This is a genomic window from uncultured Methanobrevibacter sp. (assembly GCF_902788255.1).
GTDB lineage: Archaea > Methanobacteriota > Methanobacteria > Methanobacteriales > Methanobacteriaceae > Methanocatella.
The window spans coordinates 1-14,725 of the sequence record NZ_CADAJR010000040.1 but is presented as its reverse complement, the minus strand read 5'-3'; the positions used below and the strand labels follow the sequence as shown (position 1 = coordinate 14,725).

Sequence of the window (14,725 nt, the reverse complement as noted above, 5' to 3'; positions counted from 1 at the left end):
AATATATTAGAAAACAACACCTATATAAAGAAAGTGAGAGAGCATTTGAAAACTAATCATTTCAAATGAAAATTATTAATTAAATTATATTACTTTTCTCGTTGCCGTTCAATATACTGGCGAATAGTATCAAATATTTTGCTCCACCAGTTGTTGTAATAAAAATAACCTGTTTTCCAAAAAGCACTTTTCCACAAACTCTTTTTTTTATAACTGGATATTGTTTTTTAATCATTCTACTACTTGCACTTTTATAAAGAATTAATATAATTTAACCAAATTTGTACTTGGTTTAGCTTCAAATAAAATATGAATATGATCAACCTCCCAATTCGCTTCTTTAACTACAATACCATATTTAAAGCCAATATTTTTAAAAATAACCATAAGGGAATCAAAAATATCCTCATTAATAACCTTTCTACGATATTTAATCACCAATACCAAGTGATAGGTTAATATGTATACTGAATGTTGATTCCTATTCAAATTACTGCTCATAATAATTATTATAAGAAAATAACTCTTTAAAAATTAATAAAAGAATAGTATACCCAACTTGCAATTCATCCACAACTTACAGAAGTTGTGGTATTCTTGCATCATTAAGATAAAGTGACATTAATATTTACTTGTATTTGGTAATCAAATACAAAGTTCTTTTTTGGTTTGAACTTAGAATTTAAGGGAAAGATTTGTCATTGTGTCTTTCCCTTTTCAATTAAAATAGGAAATAAGGGTTATTCCCTATCACTTAAAAGTTCGCCAGCCACACCAATACTTTCCTTAGGATATGCCTGAACCAGAACTGTTATAGCTTCAATAGGCAAATCATAAGCCTCAGCTACAACTTCAGATACTTTTTTTACCATTTCACGTTTCTTTTCTACACTAATTCCGTCGTTTCCACCTATTGTAATTACTGGCATGTTATCACCATTTAATTATATTAAGCAAATTAGATATATATTTTATTAAAGGTGTTTTTATGCTCGGTGAAAAAGAATTAGTCAAACTGTTTCCGGACTTCAAGGACCTGGTGCAGCCATCAGGAATCGATTTGGAACTGGATAAGATTTACATACAAAAGACTCCAGGCTCTCTTATTGACAATGAAAAGACATTGCCTGAATTAGAGGAGCTTGAAGGGGAAGTCTATACCCTAAAACCTCATACTGCATATCTTGCAAGTATCAAAAGGAAAATCAAGATTCCAAAAGGATATACAATGCTGTATCTGCCCCGCTCAACACTGCTGAGGTCATTCGTATCGGTGCAGACCGCAGTTGGAGATCCAGGCTTTTACGGAACACTCATGTTTATGATATACAATCACGGTGAGTTTGAATACAAAATCAAATCCGGAGACAGAATCGCACAGGCAGTAGTATTTCCTGTTGAAGGATCAGGGGAATACGACGGCTCCTATCAGGAGGAAGAAGAGTGAACGTTGCAGACAGGATAGTCAGCATTCTTGAAGAGGAGGGACTGACTACAGTTTTCGGCATTCCGGGCGAGCAGATAATGCCTCTCTATAAGGCCCTATCCACTTCCGGTGTTACACACATCTTAACACGCCATGAACAGGCGGTGGCACATGCTGCAGACGGATATACAAGATCAAGCGGAAAGATTGGAGTGTGCATCACAACCGCTTCACCTGGAGCCTTAAACACTACCATGGCATTGGCCACAGCATTCAAGGACAATGTACCGATGCTTGTTTTGACTGGAGACAATGAGCTTAAGCATCGTGGAAGCGACTATTTCCAGACCACTCCTCAGTTTGAAATCTTCCAACATATCACACAATCATCATACAATCCCCTGAACGGTACCGAAGCGATGTATGTGTTGCGTGCGGCCATTTATGAGCTTAAAAACAATCCGAAGGGTCCGATTCACATAAACCTTGCAAAGGACATACTTTTGAGTGAAAAATTCGATGACTTTGATTTGTGCTATCTCTGCGAGGATGACATGTCCAACCTCTCAAAGGCACAGGAGCTGATTGACAATGCCTCAAAACCGTTGTTCATACTTGGTGCGGGGGCAATCTCTCATGCGGAAAATATCAACAGGATAGTGGAAGAGTATCAAATTCCGGTAACCACAACGTTTCACGGCAAGGGAATAGTTTCAGAGGAAAACCCTCTGAATCTTGGGCTATGCGGAATACGTGCAAATCCACGCTCAAAATACGCACTTGAAAACGCTGACTGCATAATTGGATTGGGAATCAAGGCAAGTGAAAGGACACTTCCTGAAATTCCGGACAATTTCATTCATGTAAACATCAATAGGGATGTTCTGGTTGGGGATTATCCGATTCATGGCAAGGTCATGGATTTCATTTTCCAGACCAAATTCAAAAAGGCGGACTGGATTGGCGAACTCCTTGACATTGACGATACATATCCTCTTGAGGGTCTGGATGATGATTTAAAGCCGCAATCAGCGATAAAACGCATTCTGGATAAGTTTGACAATAACATTATCGTTTCCGATGCGGGATCACACACCACATGGACAACACTTTTGAAAAAGTCCCTAAAGCCAAGGCAATTGCTCTTTTCAGGAGGCCTTGCTCCAATGGGATACGGCGTACCGGCAGCCATCGGTGCGGCCATTGCCACAAACGAGCAGGTGATTGTCATAAACGGTGATGGGGATTTCCAGATGAACCTTCAGGAACTTGCAACAATAAGGGAAAACGACCTTGACGTTATAGTGTTCATTTTAAACAATTCCGAATATGGAATCATCAGGCAATGGCAGGAGGATTTCTATGATATGGATGCATATCAGGTCAAACTCAAAAATCCTGATTTCATAAAACTCGCTTCAAGCTATGGAATTGATGCTGTGCGTGTAGACAATTTGGATGATTTGGAACTGGTATTGGATAAGAATCTTAAAGGACCATTGGTTGTTGAGGTCATTGTTCAACGTGAGAACATTCCCCTTCCGGAATAGTTTTCACATATTCCTTAATTATTTCGTCTATATTTTCAACTTCGTCTAGGGGTGCGAAGTAATATTCATCGTTTTCTTTATATATTATTCCAAGCGGCGCTATTTCTGTTGAGACAATGCTGTTTCTCATTATATTAATTTTTGATTCAAAGGCAAATGTTAATCCATAAATTTCCTTGAATTCAATCTTGACGTCTTGGCTGATTTCAAATATTTCCCTTAACTCATCAAAAATATCATCGCTCATCCAAAACACCTCTGATTAATTTTCTGACATCTTCCTTTAAAATCAGTCTGATTGTAGGAATCAGGAGTTTCAGCGGATATATTTCAACTTCATTCTCTCCTTTGGCATCGAGTTGGCTTCCTTTAAATGACGGTTCGGCACTTAGGGCCAGGTTTTCATGCATCGGGTTTATGATTGAGAGAAGTCCCCAGATGATTCCGATATATTTTCCGGTATCTGCAAAACTGTCCATTCCAAATATGAGATGGTTTTTGACTTTTGTTACTTTGATGATGTTCAATGCGGATTTCAGATAATCCAGAAGGTCTTCAAGGCAGGGTTTGGCCAAGTTTAATATCTTTTTGAAGTCCTTTTCCTTTTTTTCATCATCTTTTTTGTCATCTTCGTCTGCATTGTCATTCTGTGATGGAAATTGGCGTGAGTAGACTTTGATTTTTTTTAAAATAAGTATTTTCAGACATCCTTTAAATTCACTATCTATTTTATTGTACTCAAATGTTATCTTAATGCCTATTATGAGTAAAATAATAATAAATAAGATGATTATTAGTATAATCATCCCCAGGATGTTTAACATATAGTGAATTCCTATTCTTGATCGTCAGCTGTACTGAATTCAGGTTCTATGTATTCACTTTCATCGTAGTATTCAGCGCCACCTTGCTGTGACTCCAAAAAGCTTTTTACAAGGTCGGTAACGATGAGTCCGATATCGGAAATCGCCTTGTTGGTTTCGGTTCCTTTACTTAAGTCAAGTACGCGCACTCCTTCGGCATCATTTCCTTTTTTAGGTATCATAACCATGGATATAGGTTCCACTCCGGCACCTGCTCCTGCGGCGTCACTGCCTTCAGTACCTAATATGTTTTCTCCAGCTCCAAAACCTACTCCCATTTTCATTACTGGTATTAGAACTTTATCTTCGGTTTCTATCGGTGTGCCTATTACATTGTCCACGTTGATCAATTTACGCAATTCTTCAACAGTTGTTTTAATATTTTCTGACATTGTTTCACATCCTTATTATTGATATTATTTTTTGCATTATTGTTTTAAATAATTTTACTTTACTTTCAGAGTATTACTTTTTTTAATGTTTAGACATAAGTTTCAAGTGTAAGTTATAAGGTATAAGTGGAGTTTTCGAGAGGTGCATTTCAAGTGTAACATATAAGTTATAAGTTCTAATACACAAGATTGAGACATGCATTTCAAGTGTAACATATAAGTTATAAGTTCTAATACACAAGATTGAGACATGCATTTCAAGTGTAACTTTTCACTTATAACTTATCATAACATGATAATCACAAAAATATTTCACATGCTTTTCAAAAAAAGATGAGTTATAAGTTATAACTACAAAATTTAATAAAAAAAGAAAAAATCAGAATCATAAGTATGATTCTGTAATTGATGAAACACCAGCGCCTGCATCGTCGATTACGCCTAAGCCTTTTAAGGTCATACCAATTGCTGCAAAGGTTTGAACAAGTTCTTTGTAGGAAATTGTACCCATGTGACCGATTCTGAAGATGTTTCCTTTAAGGTGGTCTTGACCTCCTGCTAATTCAACACCGTATTTGTCACGTGTGGTTCCTCTGAACTCTGCATCGGTAACTCCTTCAGGCATTTTAACAGCGGTAACTGTAGCGGATGAAACAGCTTCATCAGCGAATAATTCTAAACCTAAAGCTTTGACAGCTGCTACACTTGCTTTAGCTGCTTTGTGGTGACGTGCAACCCTGTTGTCAAGTCCTTCTTCCATAATTATTTTTAAAGCTTCATTCATTGCATAAGTGAGTGAAACTGATGGAGTGTATGGAGTTTCAGGAGGCACTTTGCTTCCGCTTTTTCTTGCAGCTTTAAGGTCAAGGTAGAAAGTGTTGGTTTCAACTTTGTCGACTGCAGCCCATGCGTCGTCACTTAATGTGATTGCGCCCATTCCAGGCGGTGCAGCGATACATTTTTGAGATCCGGTAAGACAAACGTCAATTCCGAACTTGTCAACGTTTACTTCATCACCAGCAAGGGATGAAACGGTGTCCACAATGTATAATGCGTCATAGTTTTTCATTACTTTACCGATTTCTTCAATAGGTGCAGCTACACCTGTTGAGGTTTCGTTGTGGATAACACTTACAGCTTTGATGTCTTCGTCAGCTTCGAGAGCTTCTTCGATAGCTTGAGGTGTTACTGCAGTTCCCCATTCAACTGCTAATTCCTGTGCGTCGATTCCATGAGTTTGCGCAATTTTCATGAATCTTTCACCGAATTTTCCACCTACAACATTTAACATTTTTTCACCTGGTGCTACAGTGTTGGCAATACCTGCTTCCATTGCTGCAGTTCCAGATCCAGTTAATAAATAAGAGTCATTTGAGGTTTGGAAAACTTTACTCATTAATTCAGTAGTTTCAGTTAAAATTTCACCATATTTAGCTCCTCTGTGGTTAACAACAGCCTGTGACATTGCATTGAGTACTCTTGGGGGTACTGTTGTTGGTCCAGGAAGCATTAATAAAATATCGTTCATTAAATATCCTCCAATTTTCTAGAAAATTGGCTTATTTTAAGCCATTTTTATTTTTGATTTTTATACTTATTAAATATTTTTAATATGTAGATTATTCAAAATTTTTGAACAAATTCCTGTCAAATTATGTAATTGTATAATTTAGTAGCATATTTTTTACTAACTGTTTAAATACTCTCGTAACTAATATATTACTATGCAATTTAGTGGGGAGGAATTGACCCTGAGGAGGGTCTTCAACTATGTTTTCGGGCTGTATCTGATTACGCTGGGGGTTGCGTTTTCAATAAAATCAGGTTTGGGCTCAGCGCCGGTAAGCTCAATACCATATGCCATGAATCTTATCTGGGCAGTGGAGATAGGCATTGCAACATTCATATTCCATGCGATACTTGTGGCAATGGAGTTGGCATTGCTTAGGGGCGACTTTAAGAGGAAACATTTCCTTCAGGTATTTGTAGGAGTATTGTTTGGGGCATTTACAAGCTTTTCAGTAGCTCTCATGTATTTCATTCCTCCTGCAGACAATCTGATTTGGGCCTTTGTTATGACTGTGCTTTCAATATTTCTCATAGCGTTGGGCCTCTTTTTCTATGTTCCGACAAATCTGATACCTCTATCGGTGGAGGGCGTTACACAGGCCATTGCAATAGTTACAGATAAGCCTTTTCCAACAATCAAGGTGTATTTTGACATATGCGTTGTCTCAACAGCCTTGATTCTGAGTTACGGATTTTTGGGCCAGTTTGGAAGTGTTGGAATCGGTACAATACTCGGGGCGCTCTTTATCGGTACAACCGTCAGGTATATCCACAAAATCTATGGGCACTTCACAGGTGAGGACGTGGATTTAAAAAAGATGTAAGATATATATTATAATATGATTAAAAGAATTGGATGTTTTGTAATAGGACTTTTCATAATGTCTCTTGGAGTGGCGTTTTCAATCGTTTCAACACTTGGAACAACTCCAATAAGCTCAATATCATATTCTCTGGCATTGATAACAAACATAAACATTGGAATAACCACATTCATATTCAATGCCGCACTGATTCTGATCCAATTTCTTATTTTGAGAAAAAGATTCCACAGAAAAAGGCTGTTGCAGCTGATAAACTGCGTTCTTTTTGGATATTTCACTGATCTGGCACTTTATATTGTTGGTTTCATACCATTTGACTCATCAATTCTGATGTGTACAGCATTTCTGATTGCAAGCATCTTTTTAACCGCTCTTGGAATATTCATCTATATGCCTGCAAACATTGCTCCGCTTCCGGGAGAGGGGTGCGTCGAATCAGTTGCAATCGTTACAGGCTGGAGATTTTCAACAATAAAGATTGGCTTTGACGCCGCAATGGTGATAATTTCCCTTATAATGTGCGGCCTTTGGTATACAAACATTTTAGGCGCTGTAAACGTCGGAACCATAATTTCAGCATTCATGGTCGGATTCACATTAAGGCAAATCAACAACCTTTATTCAAGAATCACCGGCCACGAGGTCAATGTTGTAAACAAAAATTAACAGCAGAACAATAATAAATTATTTAACAAATCAAAGGCTAAAATTATTACAGTGAGGTTTAAATATGGAATTTGGACTATGGGAAAAATATTATAAAGAGATTCTTGATGACTTCGGATTTTCACGTGAAAATGATGAGAAATCCGCAAAGCTCCTGGATGAAATCCTTTCAACTGAAGGATGCCTGACCCTTGAGGATTTAAAAGGGTTTGTGGACTTTTCAGACAAGTTCATCGTATTCGGCGCAGGTCCGTCACTAAAAGAACATGTGAAGTTTTTAATGGAAAACTATGATTTAAAGGATTATGTTCTGGTTGCAGCCGACGGTGCAACAACAGCTCTTGTTGAAGAAAGAATTGCGCCGGACATAGTGGCTACAGACCTTGACGGAAACCTTGACGACATACTATTGGCCAATTTCAGGGGAGCAAACGTTGCAATACATGCCCATGGGGACAATATGGACAAGATTGCCAAACTGACACCATTCTTTACAAGCGTATTGGGCACCACACAATCACAGCCTGTCGGAAACCTCTACAATTTCGGAGGATTTACAGACGGCGACCGTGCAATGTTTTTGGCTGTGGCTTTGGGTGCAGAGGAAATCACCCTTGCGGGCATGGACTTTGGAGACATTGTAACCAGATATTCTCGTCCGAACATTGAAACCGAGATTGCCCAGGCCGATGACTTCAAAAAGAAAAAGCTGGGTTATGCCGAGAAGTTCGCCCAGTGGATAGAGGACAATGAAAATGTTGTCATAAAGAATCTTTGTGAATAAAAATTGTTTTATAATATAATATGTATAATATGATATTATGGGAATCGAAGATATTTTAATGTCAGATGAAAGTCTTTTTCAAAACATAAATGCTTTTGATCCAGATTACTTTCCTCCAAATTTCAATTACAGAGACACACAAATGGAAGCTTTGGCAATGTCTATAAGGCCGGCTTTAAGGGGAGGTCAACCATCAAACGCAGTTGTTTTAGGCTCACCGGCAACAGGAAAAACAACATCAATAAGAAAGGTATTCGAACTGGTCGAGAAGAGTTCAGATAAGGTAGTATGCCTGTACATCAACTGTCAGCTGCACACCACACGATTCGGAATCTTTTCACAGATATACAAAAAGCTGTTCGGCCACATTCCGCCTGAAACAGGAGTGCCATTTTCAAGGATATATGACCAGATAATGAAGGAACTCCAGAAAAAGGAAAAGGCGCTTGTAGTTGCGCTGGATGACATTAACTACTTGTTCCAATCAAAGAATGCAGATAAGGTTGTTTATGATTTGCTCAGGGCATATGAGGAATATCCTGGAGTAAAGGCATCCATCTTTGCAATAATGTCTGATTTGGAATTCAAATATTCCTTCGATAAAAATGTAAATACCGTATTTATTCCTCAGGAAATTCTATTCCCATTATACACTTATTCTGAAATTGAAGGAATCTTGCGAGACCGTGTAAAGGCAGGATTTTTCCCGAATGTTTTATCCGATGAGATACTGGAACAGATTGCCATGTACACTGAAGAAAACGGTGACTTGAGAGTGGGAATCAACCTTTTGAGAAGCTGCGGAAATATCGCTGAGGCCGATGCAAGCCGTGAAATAACTCAAGTTCACTTCGAAAAGGCTCTGGAATCCCTGGTGTCTGTCAATATTGTCGAATCATTGAAATCATTGAACGATTCTGAAAGATACATTCTAAGGATGGTTGCGGATAACGAGGGCATGTACAATGCCGGTGAACTGTCCAAAATATTCAAGGAAAAAACAGGATCAAGCTACGCATCATTCAACCGTGCGCTTGACAAGTTGGAGTTCGTAAGATTGGTTGATACAAAATATACAGGAAAAGGGGTTAAAGGAAATGCCAGAGAAATTATATTGCGTTTCAACCCCGATGATTATGCCATCTAGTTTTCCTGTAAACGGGAAATTAGTTTCTGTTAACATTAGAGTATTTTGCATGGTATGCTCATAGTCTAATGTGCAACTAAAGGGTTTGGCATTGTAAAATAAGACTTCAGTTTAGATTACTGGAGCTTGAGCTGCTACAACAGAAATAACAGATAAAAGTAATGCTGCTATTACTACAAGCACTACCATGCAAGATTGAATATCTAAATTACTGTACATTATTTCGTCTTTCATTGAACTTTTTTTTCTTAAATCAACTTGAATTGTGGTGTCATTATTACCTATCATTTTAATCACTATATTAAAGTTGTAAAAAGTACATATATAAGCAAAGAGTGAGAGCATTTGGTAATCAATAATTTGAGGTAAGGTCATGAAAAGCTATGAATATTTTGAAGCAACAGCCGACATTGGACTTAAGGCATATGGTAAGGATATAAATGAGGCATTTGAAAATGCGGGACTTGCAATTTTTAATATAATTTCTGACACCTCTGGTATTGGCGCTTTAAGGGAAATCGAATTTGAGGTTACCTCAGAGGACGAAGTGTCACTTCTTTATGATTATTTGGAGGAATTGCTGTTTTATCATGAAATTGAGTTCATGTTATTTTCAGAATTTCATGTCAAAATCGATGAAAACCTGCACCTTGAAGCCAAGATAGTCGGTGAGGAGATTGACTGGGACAAGCACGAAAGAAAAAGCGAAATAAAGGCAATAACCTTTCACAAGATGGAGGTTAAAAAAACCGACCATGTTGAAGTTCAGGCCATTGTGGATTTATAGAAAATCTTCAACAAATAATTTATATCATATCAACCATATTCATTATTATGAAAAGAACTAAAACGATTTCCAGAAATTTTGAAATGATTGTGGGTGCTTTAGGTTCCATAATCGGAATATTTTCCGGATCATTTTTAATATTTTTAGAAAACCTTAAAATTGCACACGCTCCCTTTTTGGGAATAATTGCTATTGCGGCTTCAGTTTTGGGAATACTTTCAACATATTATGTCAGAAAGAACTCTGAAATTGCAGGTGTAGGATTTATTGTAGCAACAATGTTTGTAATTGTAGGTTCAAACCATATAAACATAATAAGTGCAATATTTCTGCTCATTGCCGGAATATCAGCTCTTTTTAGAAAATAATTTTTTACCCAAACCTTATTTAAACACCACCAATATATATTTAAACATAATATTTTTGTGATACTATGAGCATTAAAGATGAAATTAAGAAAGTTAGAGATAACGTTTATGAAATCCCAGGATCTTACAACAAATCTATGAGGGCTTCTGGAAGGTTTTACATTGCAGATGAATACTTCGATGATTTGGAGGAAGGCGCTATCGAACAGATTATTAATGTGGCTTGCCTTCCGGGTGTTCAAAGATATTCAATAGGACTGCCGGACATCCATTTCGGTTACGGTTTTCCTATCGGAGGAGTTGCAGCATTCAGCCTAAGGAATGGTATTGTATCTCCTGGAGGAGTCGGATTCGACATCAACTGTGGAGTAAGGCTGATTAAATCCAATCTGACCGTTGAAGACATTGAAGACCACCTTGACGAGCTTACCGAAAAGCTTTTTGAAAACATTCCGTCAGGTGTTGGAAGCAAAGGTAAAATCAGGCTTGAAAAGGATGAAATCAACGATGTTCTGGATTACGGTGCCGAATGGGCTGTCAAAAACGGTTACGGATGGGAAGAGGACCTTGAAGTCCTTGAGGAAAACGGAAGAATGGTTGATGCTGATTCAAGCATCGTATCCGATAAGGCCAAAAAAAGAGGTATTCCACAATTGGGTTCCCTCGGTTCCGGTAATCACTTTTTGGAGGTTCAGGTTGTAGATGAGGTCTATGATGAGCATGTCGCAGAGGTCTACGGACTTGAAAAGGGCATGATTGTAATCATGATTCACTCAGGCTCACGAGGATGCGGACACCAGATATGTTCAGATTACCTGAGGATTATGGATAAGGCTTACAAGAAATATAAAGTCAATATTGCAGACAGGCAATTGGCTTGCGCTCCATTGGATTCCAAGGAAGCTCAAAACTACATTCAGGCAATGGCTGCAGCTGCAAATTACGCATGGGCAAACCGTCAGATGATGACCCATTGGGTGCGTGAAACATTTGAGGATGTTTTAGGCAAATCCGCCAAGGATATGGAAATGGATATAGTCTATGACGTTGCGCATAACATCGCTAAAATGGAAACTCATAAGGTCTTCAATCGTGAAGAGGAACTGCTGGTTCACCGTAAGGGTGCAACACGTGCATTCGGACCTGGAAGGGAAGAGGTTCCGGAAAAATACAGGGAAGTCGGACAGCCTGTCTTAATCCCGGGTACAATGGGAACTGCTTCATATGTATTGTGCGGTACTGAAACTGCAATGGAAGAGACTTTCGGATCCACCGCACACGGTGCGGGACGTATCCTTTCACGTTCCAAAGCCAAAAAGAACTATGATGCTGATGAAATCACTGAAGACTTACAGTCAAAGGGCATCAAGATCAAGGCTACAAGCAAACATGTGATTGAAGAGGAAGCTCCTGGCGCATATAAGGACGTTGACTCAGTAGTCAGGGTATCTGACAGTACAGGTATTGCCAAGCTTGTGGTTAAGGTTAAACCGCTATCAGTTTGCAAAGGTTAGATTCACATGATTGGTATAATTGGCGGCAGTGGAGTATATGAAATCACCGAAAAGGCTGATTCCTGCGAGATTAAACTTGTCAAAACAGACTATGGTGACGTTGAGGTGTCACTTCTTGACATTTCCGGCAAGAAGGTGGCATTCATACCTCGTCATGCTGCGGGACATTCCATTCCACCGCATAAAATCAATTTCAGGGCAAACATTGACGCATTGAAAAATGTTGGTGTTACAAAAATCATCGCAACAAATTCCGTAGGCTCAATGAACACTGACCTGCCTCCGGGTTCATTTGTAATTCCTGATGATTTTCTTGATTTTTCACAGGATAGGGTTAAAACTTTCTATGAAGATAAGGTCGTACATATAGATGTAACCGAACCATATTGCCCAACTTTGAGGGATATTTTGGACAAGTCAGGTGATGTTATTCTTGGAGGCACATACGTCTGCACTGAAGGTCCTAGATTCGAGACTCCGGCAGAGATTAAGATGTTCAAGATGCTTGGAGGGGACCTTGTGGGAATGACAGGCGTTCCGGAAGTTACCCTTGCACGTGAAAGGGAAATCTGCTACAATTCAATATGTATCGTGTCCAATTACGCTTCAGGAATCTCCGAAAGTGAGCTGACAATTGATGAAGTCTTTGAAATGGTAAAGGAAAAGGAAGCAGACCTACTTGAATTGATATATAATTTCATAAAGAATGTTGATGAGTCACAGGATTGCATGTGCAATCATGCATTGGACGGTGCTGAAGTATAATGTATTATATAATATAAGGGGGATGTGATTTAATGCGTTTGGCTGTAGTATCAAGTGATGGTGAAAATGTTGACCTTCACCTCGGCAGGGGAAAATCCGTATATGTCTATGACTATGGGGATGAGCTGGAATTTGTTGAGAGAAGAGACATTGAAATTGCAGATGATGCAAAACATCAGGGTGGAAAGGTAATAAAGACCTGTAGTGACTGTGATGTTTTAATTTGCGTTCAATATGGATTCAAATCAAAAATCAAAGCTGAAGATGCTGGAATCAAGCTTGTGATGGATGAGGGTCCTATTGATGATGTTCTCAAAAGATACATTGATCATGTTAATTTCATGAAAAATTAACATTTTCATTCTATTATTTTTCTACATTTTTGTTGCAAAAATATATTGTATCTGTTTTTCAACTTTATTGTAACTTTTTTTAAAACGTTTTTCCAATCTTTATTTTTGATTTAGGCTTCAGAAATCTTTTTTAGTAGAAACTTATTATTTTGTTTTGATAAATTATTATTTTTGAAATTTAAGAATTTTTCACTAATTTTCACTTTTTCAATAATGTTTATATATCATGACTAAAATAACTAAATATAACCTTTATGGGCGGGTTTTAAAAAATAAAACTTAATTACAAATATTTCTTTAAAAAAGGAGTGCAATGCTCCGGATAGTCGAAAAAATGATTGCAAATCTGTACTTAATCGAAATCATTTTTTAGGTTTATTTTGTGTAGTATTTAATGTACTGCTTAATTTAAGACTATTTTTTAAAATTTAATGGCGTAACGCTAGATTACTATATATAATAAATTATAAATTTAAACGGTTGATATAATGGCAAAAGCAAAAGCAAGACGTAGAGTACGTGATACATGGAAAGAAAAATCCTGGTATACTATTAAAACACCAGTGAACTTTGAAGATAAAGAAATTGGAGAAACTCCAGCTAAAGATCCAGAACTTCTTATTGGTAGAGGAGTAGAAGTTACCATGAGGGAATTAACCGGAGACTTCTCAAAACAATACATCAAACTCAGGTTTGAAATTGATAATGTAGCAGGTAATGTTGCAAACACCAAATTCACAGGTCACAAAACCACAACTGACTATGTTAGAAGTATGATTAGAAGAGGAACTTCCAGAATCGATGCTTCTGCAGTTGTTAAAACTAAAGATGACCGCAAATTAAAATTACAAGTTTTAGCTGTAACCATCAGAAGGGCTAAATCTTCCCAACAAAGATACATGAGAAAAACCATCGAAGATTTACTCATCGAAGCAGCAGCTGAAAGATCCTTTGATGAATTAGTGGGCGTATGTGTAAACGGTAAATTAGCATCTGAAATTTACCACAACGCTAAAAAAATATACCCTCTCAAAAGAGTGGAAATCATCAAAAGTAAAGTAATCAAATAAGATTACTTTTTCATTTCTTTTTTTTTAACTGAACTTTATTATATATTATATATTATATAGAGCATTTTTTTTCAATCACTGATTTTTACCCATATTTTCCTGTTGAATGCATATTGAACATAAGGTTTATTTACAAAGTTAAGATATAGGAATCGCTAAATAGTTTTAAAATTGTATAATATTCTAAAATGCTCTAAAAAACATTCTTATAATTAAATAAGTGATGAATAAACTTTTCATATCTCTTCTTTTTTAACATGTAATTAATTTTTCACATGTTTTTTTCGATTTTAAATTTTGTTTAGATATGTCTGAACTAAATGATTTTTGTACATATTTTATTTTTTTTAATAAAATTTATTTAAAAAAATATTTTTTAATAAATATTGTTTAAATTTAAGTATCATTAATTTTAAATATTTTATTTTTTTGAGTACTATGTCATTTTTTTGAGTACTATGTCATAATTGTGGTTAAATTTATATGTCTCATTTTTATTAATGTTCAATTTTTATTATTTAATTTAAACATTTTTTATTTTTTTTCTTATTTTTTGTCTCTTTCAAAAACTTGTGTGATTTGAATTTGCGCTAGTTTTTGAGTCACAAATTTTTTTCGTTCTATTTTTTCTTTATTTTTAATTTAAA

The 14,725-nt window shown here is 36.8% G+C and carries 19 protein-coding genes; 12 read left to right on the top strand and 7 right to left on the bottom strand.

Annotation, left to right across the window (positions count from 1 at the left end):
* Window positions 1-79 precede the first annotated feature (79 nt).
* The 3 genes from QZV03_RS10335 to dmpI form a co-directional block, all read right to left on the bottom strand.
* Window positions 80-235: a hypothetical protein gene (locus QZV03_RS10335; RefSeq protein WP_296876532.1), complete on the bottom strand. Its 156-nt coding sequence runs from the start codon at window positions 233-235 to the stop codon at window positions 80-82.
* Window positions 236-261: 26 nt separating this feature from the next.
* Window positions 262-501 carry an IS200/IS605 family transposase gene (gene tnpA, locus QZV03_RS11315; protein ID WP_394350688.1) on the bottom strand — a complete coding sequence of 80 codons (240 nt, stop codon included), beginning with the start codon at window positions 499-501 and terminating at the stop codon, window positions 262-264.
* A 239-nt stretch (window positions 502-740) separates the two neighbouring features.
* Window positions 741-929, bottom strand: a complete 189-nt coding sequence (dmpI, locus tag QZV03_RS10330; RefSeq protein ID WP_296876530.1) for a 4-oxalocrotonate tautomerase DmpI — start codon at window positions 927-929, stop codon at window positions 741-743.
* 59 nt (window positions 930-988) lie between these two features.
* On the opposite strand from dmpI, the gene QZV03_RS10325 reads away from it, so the two are divergent.
* Window positions 989-1,447: a deoxyuridine 5'-triphosphate nucleotidohydrolase gene (locus QZV03_RS10325; protein ID WP_296876528.1), complete on the top strand. Its 459-nt coding sequence runs from the start codon at window positions 989-991 to the stop codon at window positions 1,445-1,447.
* A complete protein-coding gene (locus tag QZV03_RS10320) occupies window positions 1,444-2,976 on the top strand; it encodes a thiamine pyrophosphate-binding protein (protein WP_296876526.1) in 1,533 nt (510 codons plus the stop codon). The genes QZV03_RS10325 and QZV03_RS10320 overlap by 4 nt, the downstream gene beginning before the upstream one ends.
* On the opposite strand, the gene QZV03_RS10315 is transcribed toward QZV03_RS10320, so the two are convergent.
* The 4 genes from QZV03_RS10315 to QZV03_RS10300 form a co-directional block, all read right to left on the bottom strand.
* Complete coding sequence (locus QZV03_RS10315; protein ID WP_296876524.1) at window positions 2,939-3,223, bottom strand: hypothetical protein; 285 nt, start codon at window positions 3,221-3,223, stop codon at window positions 2,939-2,941. The genes QZV03_RS10320 and QZV03_RS10315 overlap by 38 nt on opposite strands.
* Window positions 3,213-3,782 carry a DUF2953 domain-containing protein gene (locus QZV03_RS10310; protein ID WP_296876522.1) on the bottom strand — a complete coding sequence of 190 codons (570 nt, stop codon included), beginning with the start codon at window positions 3,780-3,782 and terminating at the stop codon, window positions 3,213-3,215. Before QZV03_RS10310 ends, QZV03_RS10315 begins: the two co-directional genes overlap by 11 nt.
* Window positions 3,783-3,811: 29 nt before the next feature.
* Complete coding sequence (locus QZV03_RS10305; RefSeq protein WP_296876520.1) at window positions 3,812-4,231, bottom strand: GerW family sporulation protein; 420 nt, start codon at window positions 4,229-4,231, stop codon at window positions 3,812-3,814.
* Window positions 4,232-4,616: 385 nt separating this feature from the next.
* Window positions 4,617-5,759 carry an alanine--glyoxylate aminotransferase family protein gene (locus QZV03_RS10300; protein ID WP_296876518.1) on the bottom strand — a complete coding sequence of 381 codons (1,143 nt, stop codon included), beginning with the start codon at window positions 5,757-5,759 and terminating at the stop codon, window positions 4,617-4,619.
* A gap of 196 nt (window positions 5,760-5,955) precedes the next feature.
* Between QZV03_RS10300 and QZV03_RS10295 the strand changes: the two genes are divergently transcribed.
* The 10 genes from QZV03_RS10295 (at window position 5,956) to QZV03_RS10250 (ending at window position 14,078) form a co-directional block, all read left to right on the top strand.
* Window positions 5,956-6,624: a YitT family protein gene (locus QZV03_RS10295; RefSeq protein WP_296876516.1), complete on the top strand. Its 669-nt coding sequence runs from the start codon at window positions 5,956-5,958 to the stop codon at window positions 6,622-6,624.
* A gap of 15 nt (window positions 6,625-6,639) precedes the next feature.
* The gene (locus tag QZV03_RS10290) at window positions 6,640-7,290 is read left to right on the top strand and encodes a YitT family protein (protein WP_296876515.1); all 651 of its coding nucleotides are present in this window, start codon (window positions 6,640-6,642) and stop codon (window positions 7,288-7,290) included.
* Window positions 7,291-7,354: 64 nt separating this feature from the next.
* On the top strand, window positions 7,355-8,074 hold the full coding sequence (locus QZV03_RS10285; protein ID WP_296876513.1) for a 6-hydroxymethylpterin diphosphokinase MptE-like protein: 720 nt from the start codon (window positions 7,355-7,357) through the stop codon (window positions 8,072-8,074).
* Window positions 8,075-8,111: 37 nt separating this feature from the next.
* Window positions 8,112-9,221, top strand: a complete 1,110-nt coding sequence (locus QZV03_RS10280; RefSeq protein WP_296876511.1) for an ORC1-type DNA replication protein — start codon at window positions 8,112-8,114, stop codon at window positions 9,219-9,221.
* A 373-nt stretch (window positions 9,222-9,594) separates the two neighbouring features.
* Window positions 9,595-10,008, top strand: a complete 414-nt coding sequence (locus tag QZV03_RS10275) for an archease (RefSeq protein ID WP_296876509.1) — start codon at window positions 9,595-9,597, stop codon at window positions 10,006-10,008.
* 47 nt (window positions 10,009-10,055) lie between these two features.
* On the top strand, window positions 10,056-10,376 hold the full coding sequence (locus QZV03_RS10270; protein WP_296876507.1) for a hypothetical protein: 321 nt from the start codon (window positions 10,056-10,058) through the stop codon (window positions 10,374-10,376).
* Window positions 10,377-10,441: 65 nt separating this feature from the next.
* The gene (locus QZV03_RS10265; protein WP_296876505.1) at window positions 10,442-11,890 is read left to right on the top strand and encodes an RtcB family protein; all 1,449 of its coding nucleotides are present in this window, start codon (window positions 10,442-10,444) and stop codon (window positions 11,888-11,890) included.
* A 6-nt stretch (window positions 11,891-11,896) separates the two neighbouring features.
* Window positions 11,897-12,655, top strand: coding sequence for an S-methyl-5'-thioadenosine phosphorylase (gene mtnP / locus QZV03_RS10260; RefSeq protein ID WP_296876503.1), 759 nt, complete (start codon window positions 11,897-11,899; stop codon window positions 12,653-12,655).
* Between the two features lie 32 nt (window positions 12,656-12,687).
* On the top strand, window positions 12,688-13,008 hold the full coding sequence (locus tag QZV03_RS10255) for a NifB/NifX family molybdenum-iron cluster-binding protein (protein ID WP_296876501.1): 321 nt from the start codon (window positions 12,688-12,690) through the stop codon (window positions 13,006-13,008).
* A 488-nt stretch (window positions 13,009-13,496) separates the two neighbouring features.
* Window positions 13,497-14,078, top strand: coding sequence for a 30S ribosomal protein S3ae (locus QZV03_RS10250; protein WP_296876499.1), 582 nt, complete (start codon window positions 13,497-13,499; stop codon window positions 14,076-14,078).
* Window positions 14,079-14,725 lie beyond the last annotated feature (647 nt).

What these genes read in the sequence shown, in the direction of transcription:
- QZV03_RS10285 (WP_296876513.1), top strand. Translation starts at nt 7,355, where the DNA reads ATGGAATTTGGACTATGGGAAAAATATTATAAAGAGATTCTTGATGAC.
- QZV03_RS10255 (WP_296876501.1), top strand. Translation starts at nt 12,688, where the DNA reads ATGCGTTTGGCTGTAGTATCAAGTGATGGTGAAAATGTTGACCTTCAC.
- QZV03_RS10280 (WP_296876511.1), top strand. Translation starts at nt 8,112, where the DNA reads ATGGGAATCGAAGATATTTTAATGTCAGATGAAAGTCTTTTTCAAAAC.
- QZV03_RS10270 (WP_296876507.1), top strand. Translation starts at nt 10,056, where the DNA reads ATGAAAAGAACTAAAACGATTTCCAGAAATTTTGAAATGATTGTGGGT.
- QZV03_RS10290 (WP_296876515.1), top strand. Translation starts at nt 6,640, where the DNA reads ATGATTAAAAGAATTGGATGTTTTGTAATAGGACTTTTCATAATGTCT.
- QZV03_RS10265 (WP_296876505.1), top strand. Translation starts at nt 10,442, where the DNA reads ATGAGCATTAAAGATGAAATTAAGAAAGTTAGAGATAACGTTTATGAA.
- QZV03_RS10310 (WP_296876522.1), bottom strand. Translation starts at nt 3,782, where the DNA reads ATGATTATACTAATAATCATCTTATTTATTATTATTTTACTCATAATA.
- dmpI (WP_296876530.1), bottom strand. Translation starts at nt 929, where the DNA reads ATGCCAGTAATTACAATAGGTGGAAACGACGGAATTAGTGTAGAAAAG.
- QZV03_RS10335 (WP_296876532.1), bottom strand. Translation starts at nt 235, where the DNA reads ATGATTAAAAAACAATATCCAGTTATAAAAAAAAGAGTTTGTGGAAAA.
- QZV03_RS10250 (WP_296876499.1), top strand. Translation starts at nt 13,497, where the DNA reads ATGGCAAAAGCAAAAGCAAGACGTAGAGTACGTGATACATGGAAAGAA.
- QZV03_RS10315 (WP_296876524.1), bottom strand. Translation starts at nt 3,223, where the DNA reads ATGAGCGATGATATTTTTGATGAGTTAAGGGAAATATTTGAAATCAGC.
- QZV03_RS10275 (WP_296876509.1), top strand. Translation starts at nt 9,595, where the DNA reads ATGAAAAGCTATGAATATTTTGAAGCAACAGCCGACATTGGACTTAAG.
- tnpA (WP_394350688.1), bottom strand. Translation starts at nt 501, where the DNA reads ATGAGCAGTAATTTGAATAGGAATCAACATTCAGTATACATATTAACC.
- QZV03_RS10300 (WP_296876518.1), bottom strand. Translation starts at nt 5,759, where the DNA reads ATGAACGATATTTTATTAATGCTTCCTGGACCAACAACAGTACCCCCA.
- QZV03_RS10295 (WP_296876516.1), top strand. Translation starts at nt 5,956, where the DNA reads ATGCAATTTAGTGGGGAGGAATTGACCCTGAGGAGGGTCTTCAACTAT.
- QZV03_RS10305 (WP_296876520.1), bottom strand. Translation starts at nt 4,231, where the DNA reads ATGTCAGAAAATATTAAAACAACTGTTGAAGAATTGCGTAAATTGATC.
- QZV03_RS10325 (WP_296876528.1), top strand. Translation starts at nt 989, where the DNA reads ATGCTCGGTGAAAAAGAATTAGTCAAACTGTTTCCGGACTTCAAGGAC.
- mtnP (WP_296876503.1), top strand. Translation starts at nt 11,897, where the DNA reads ATGATTGGTATAATTGGCGGCAGTGGAGTATATGAAATCACCGAAAAG.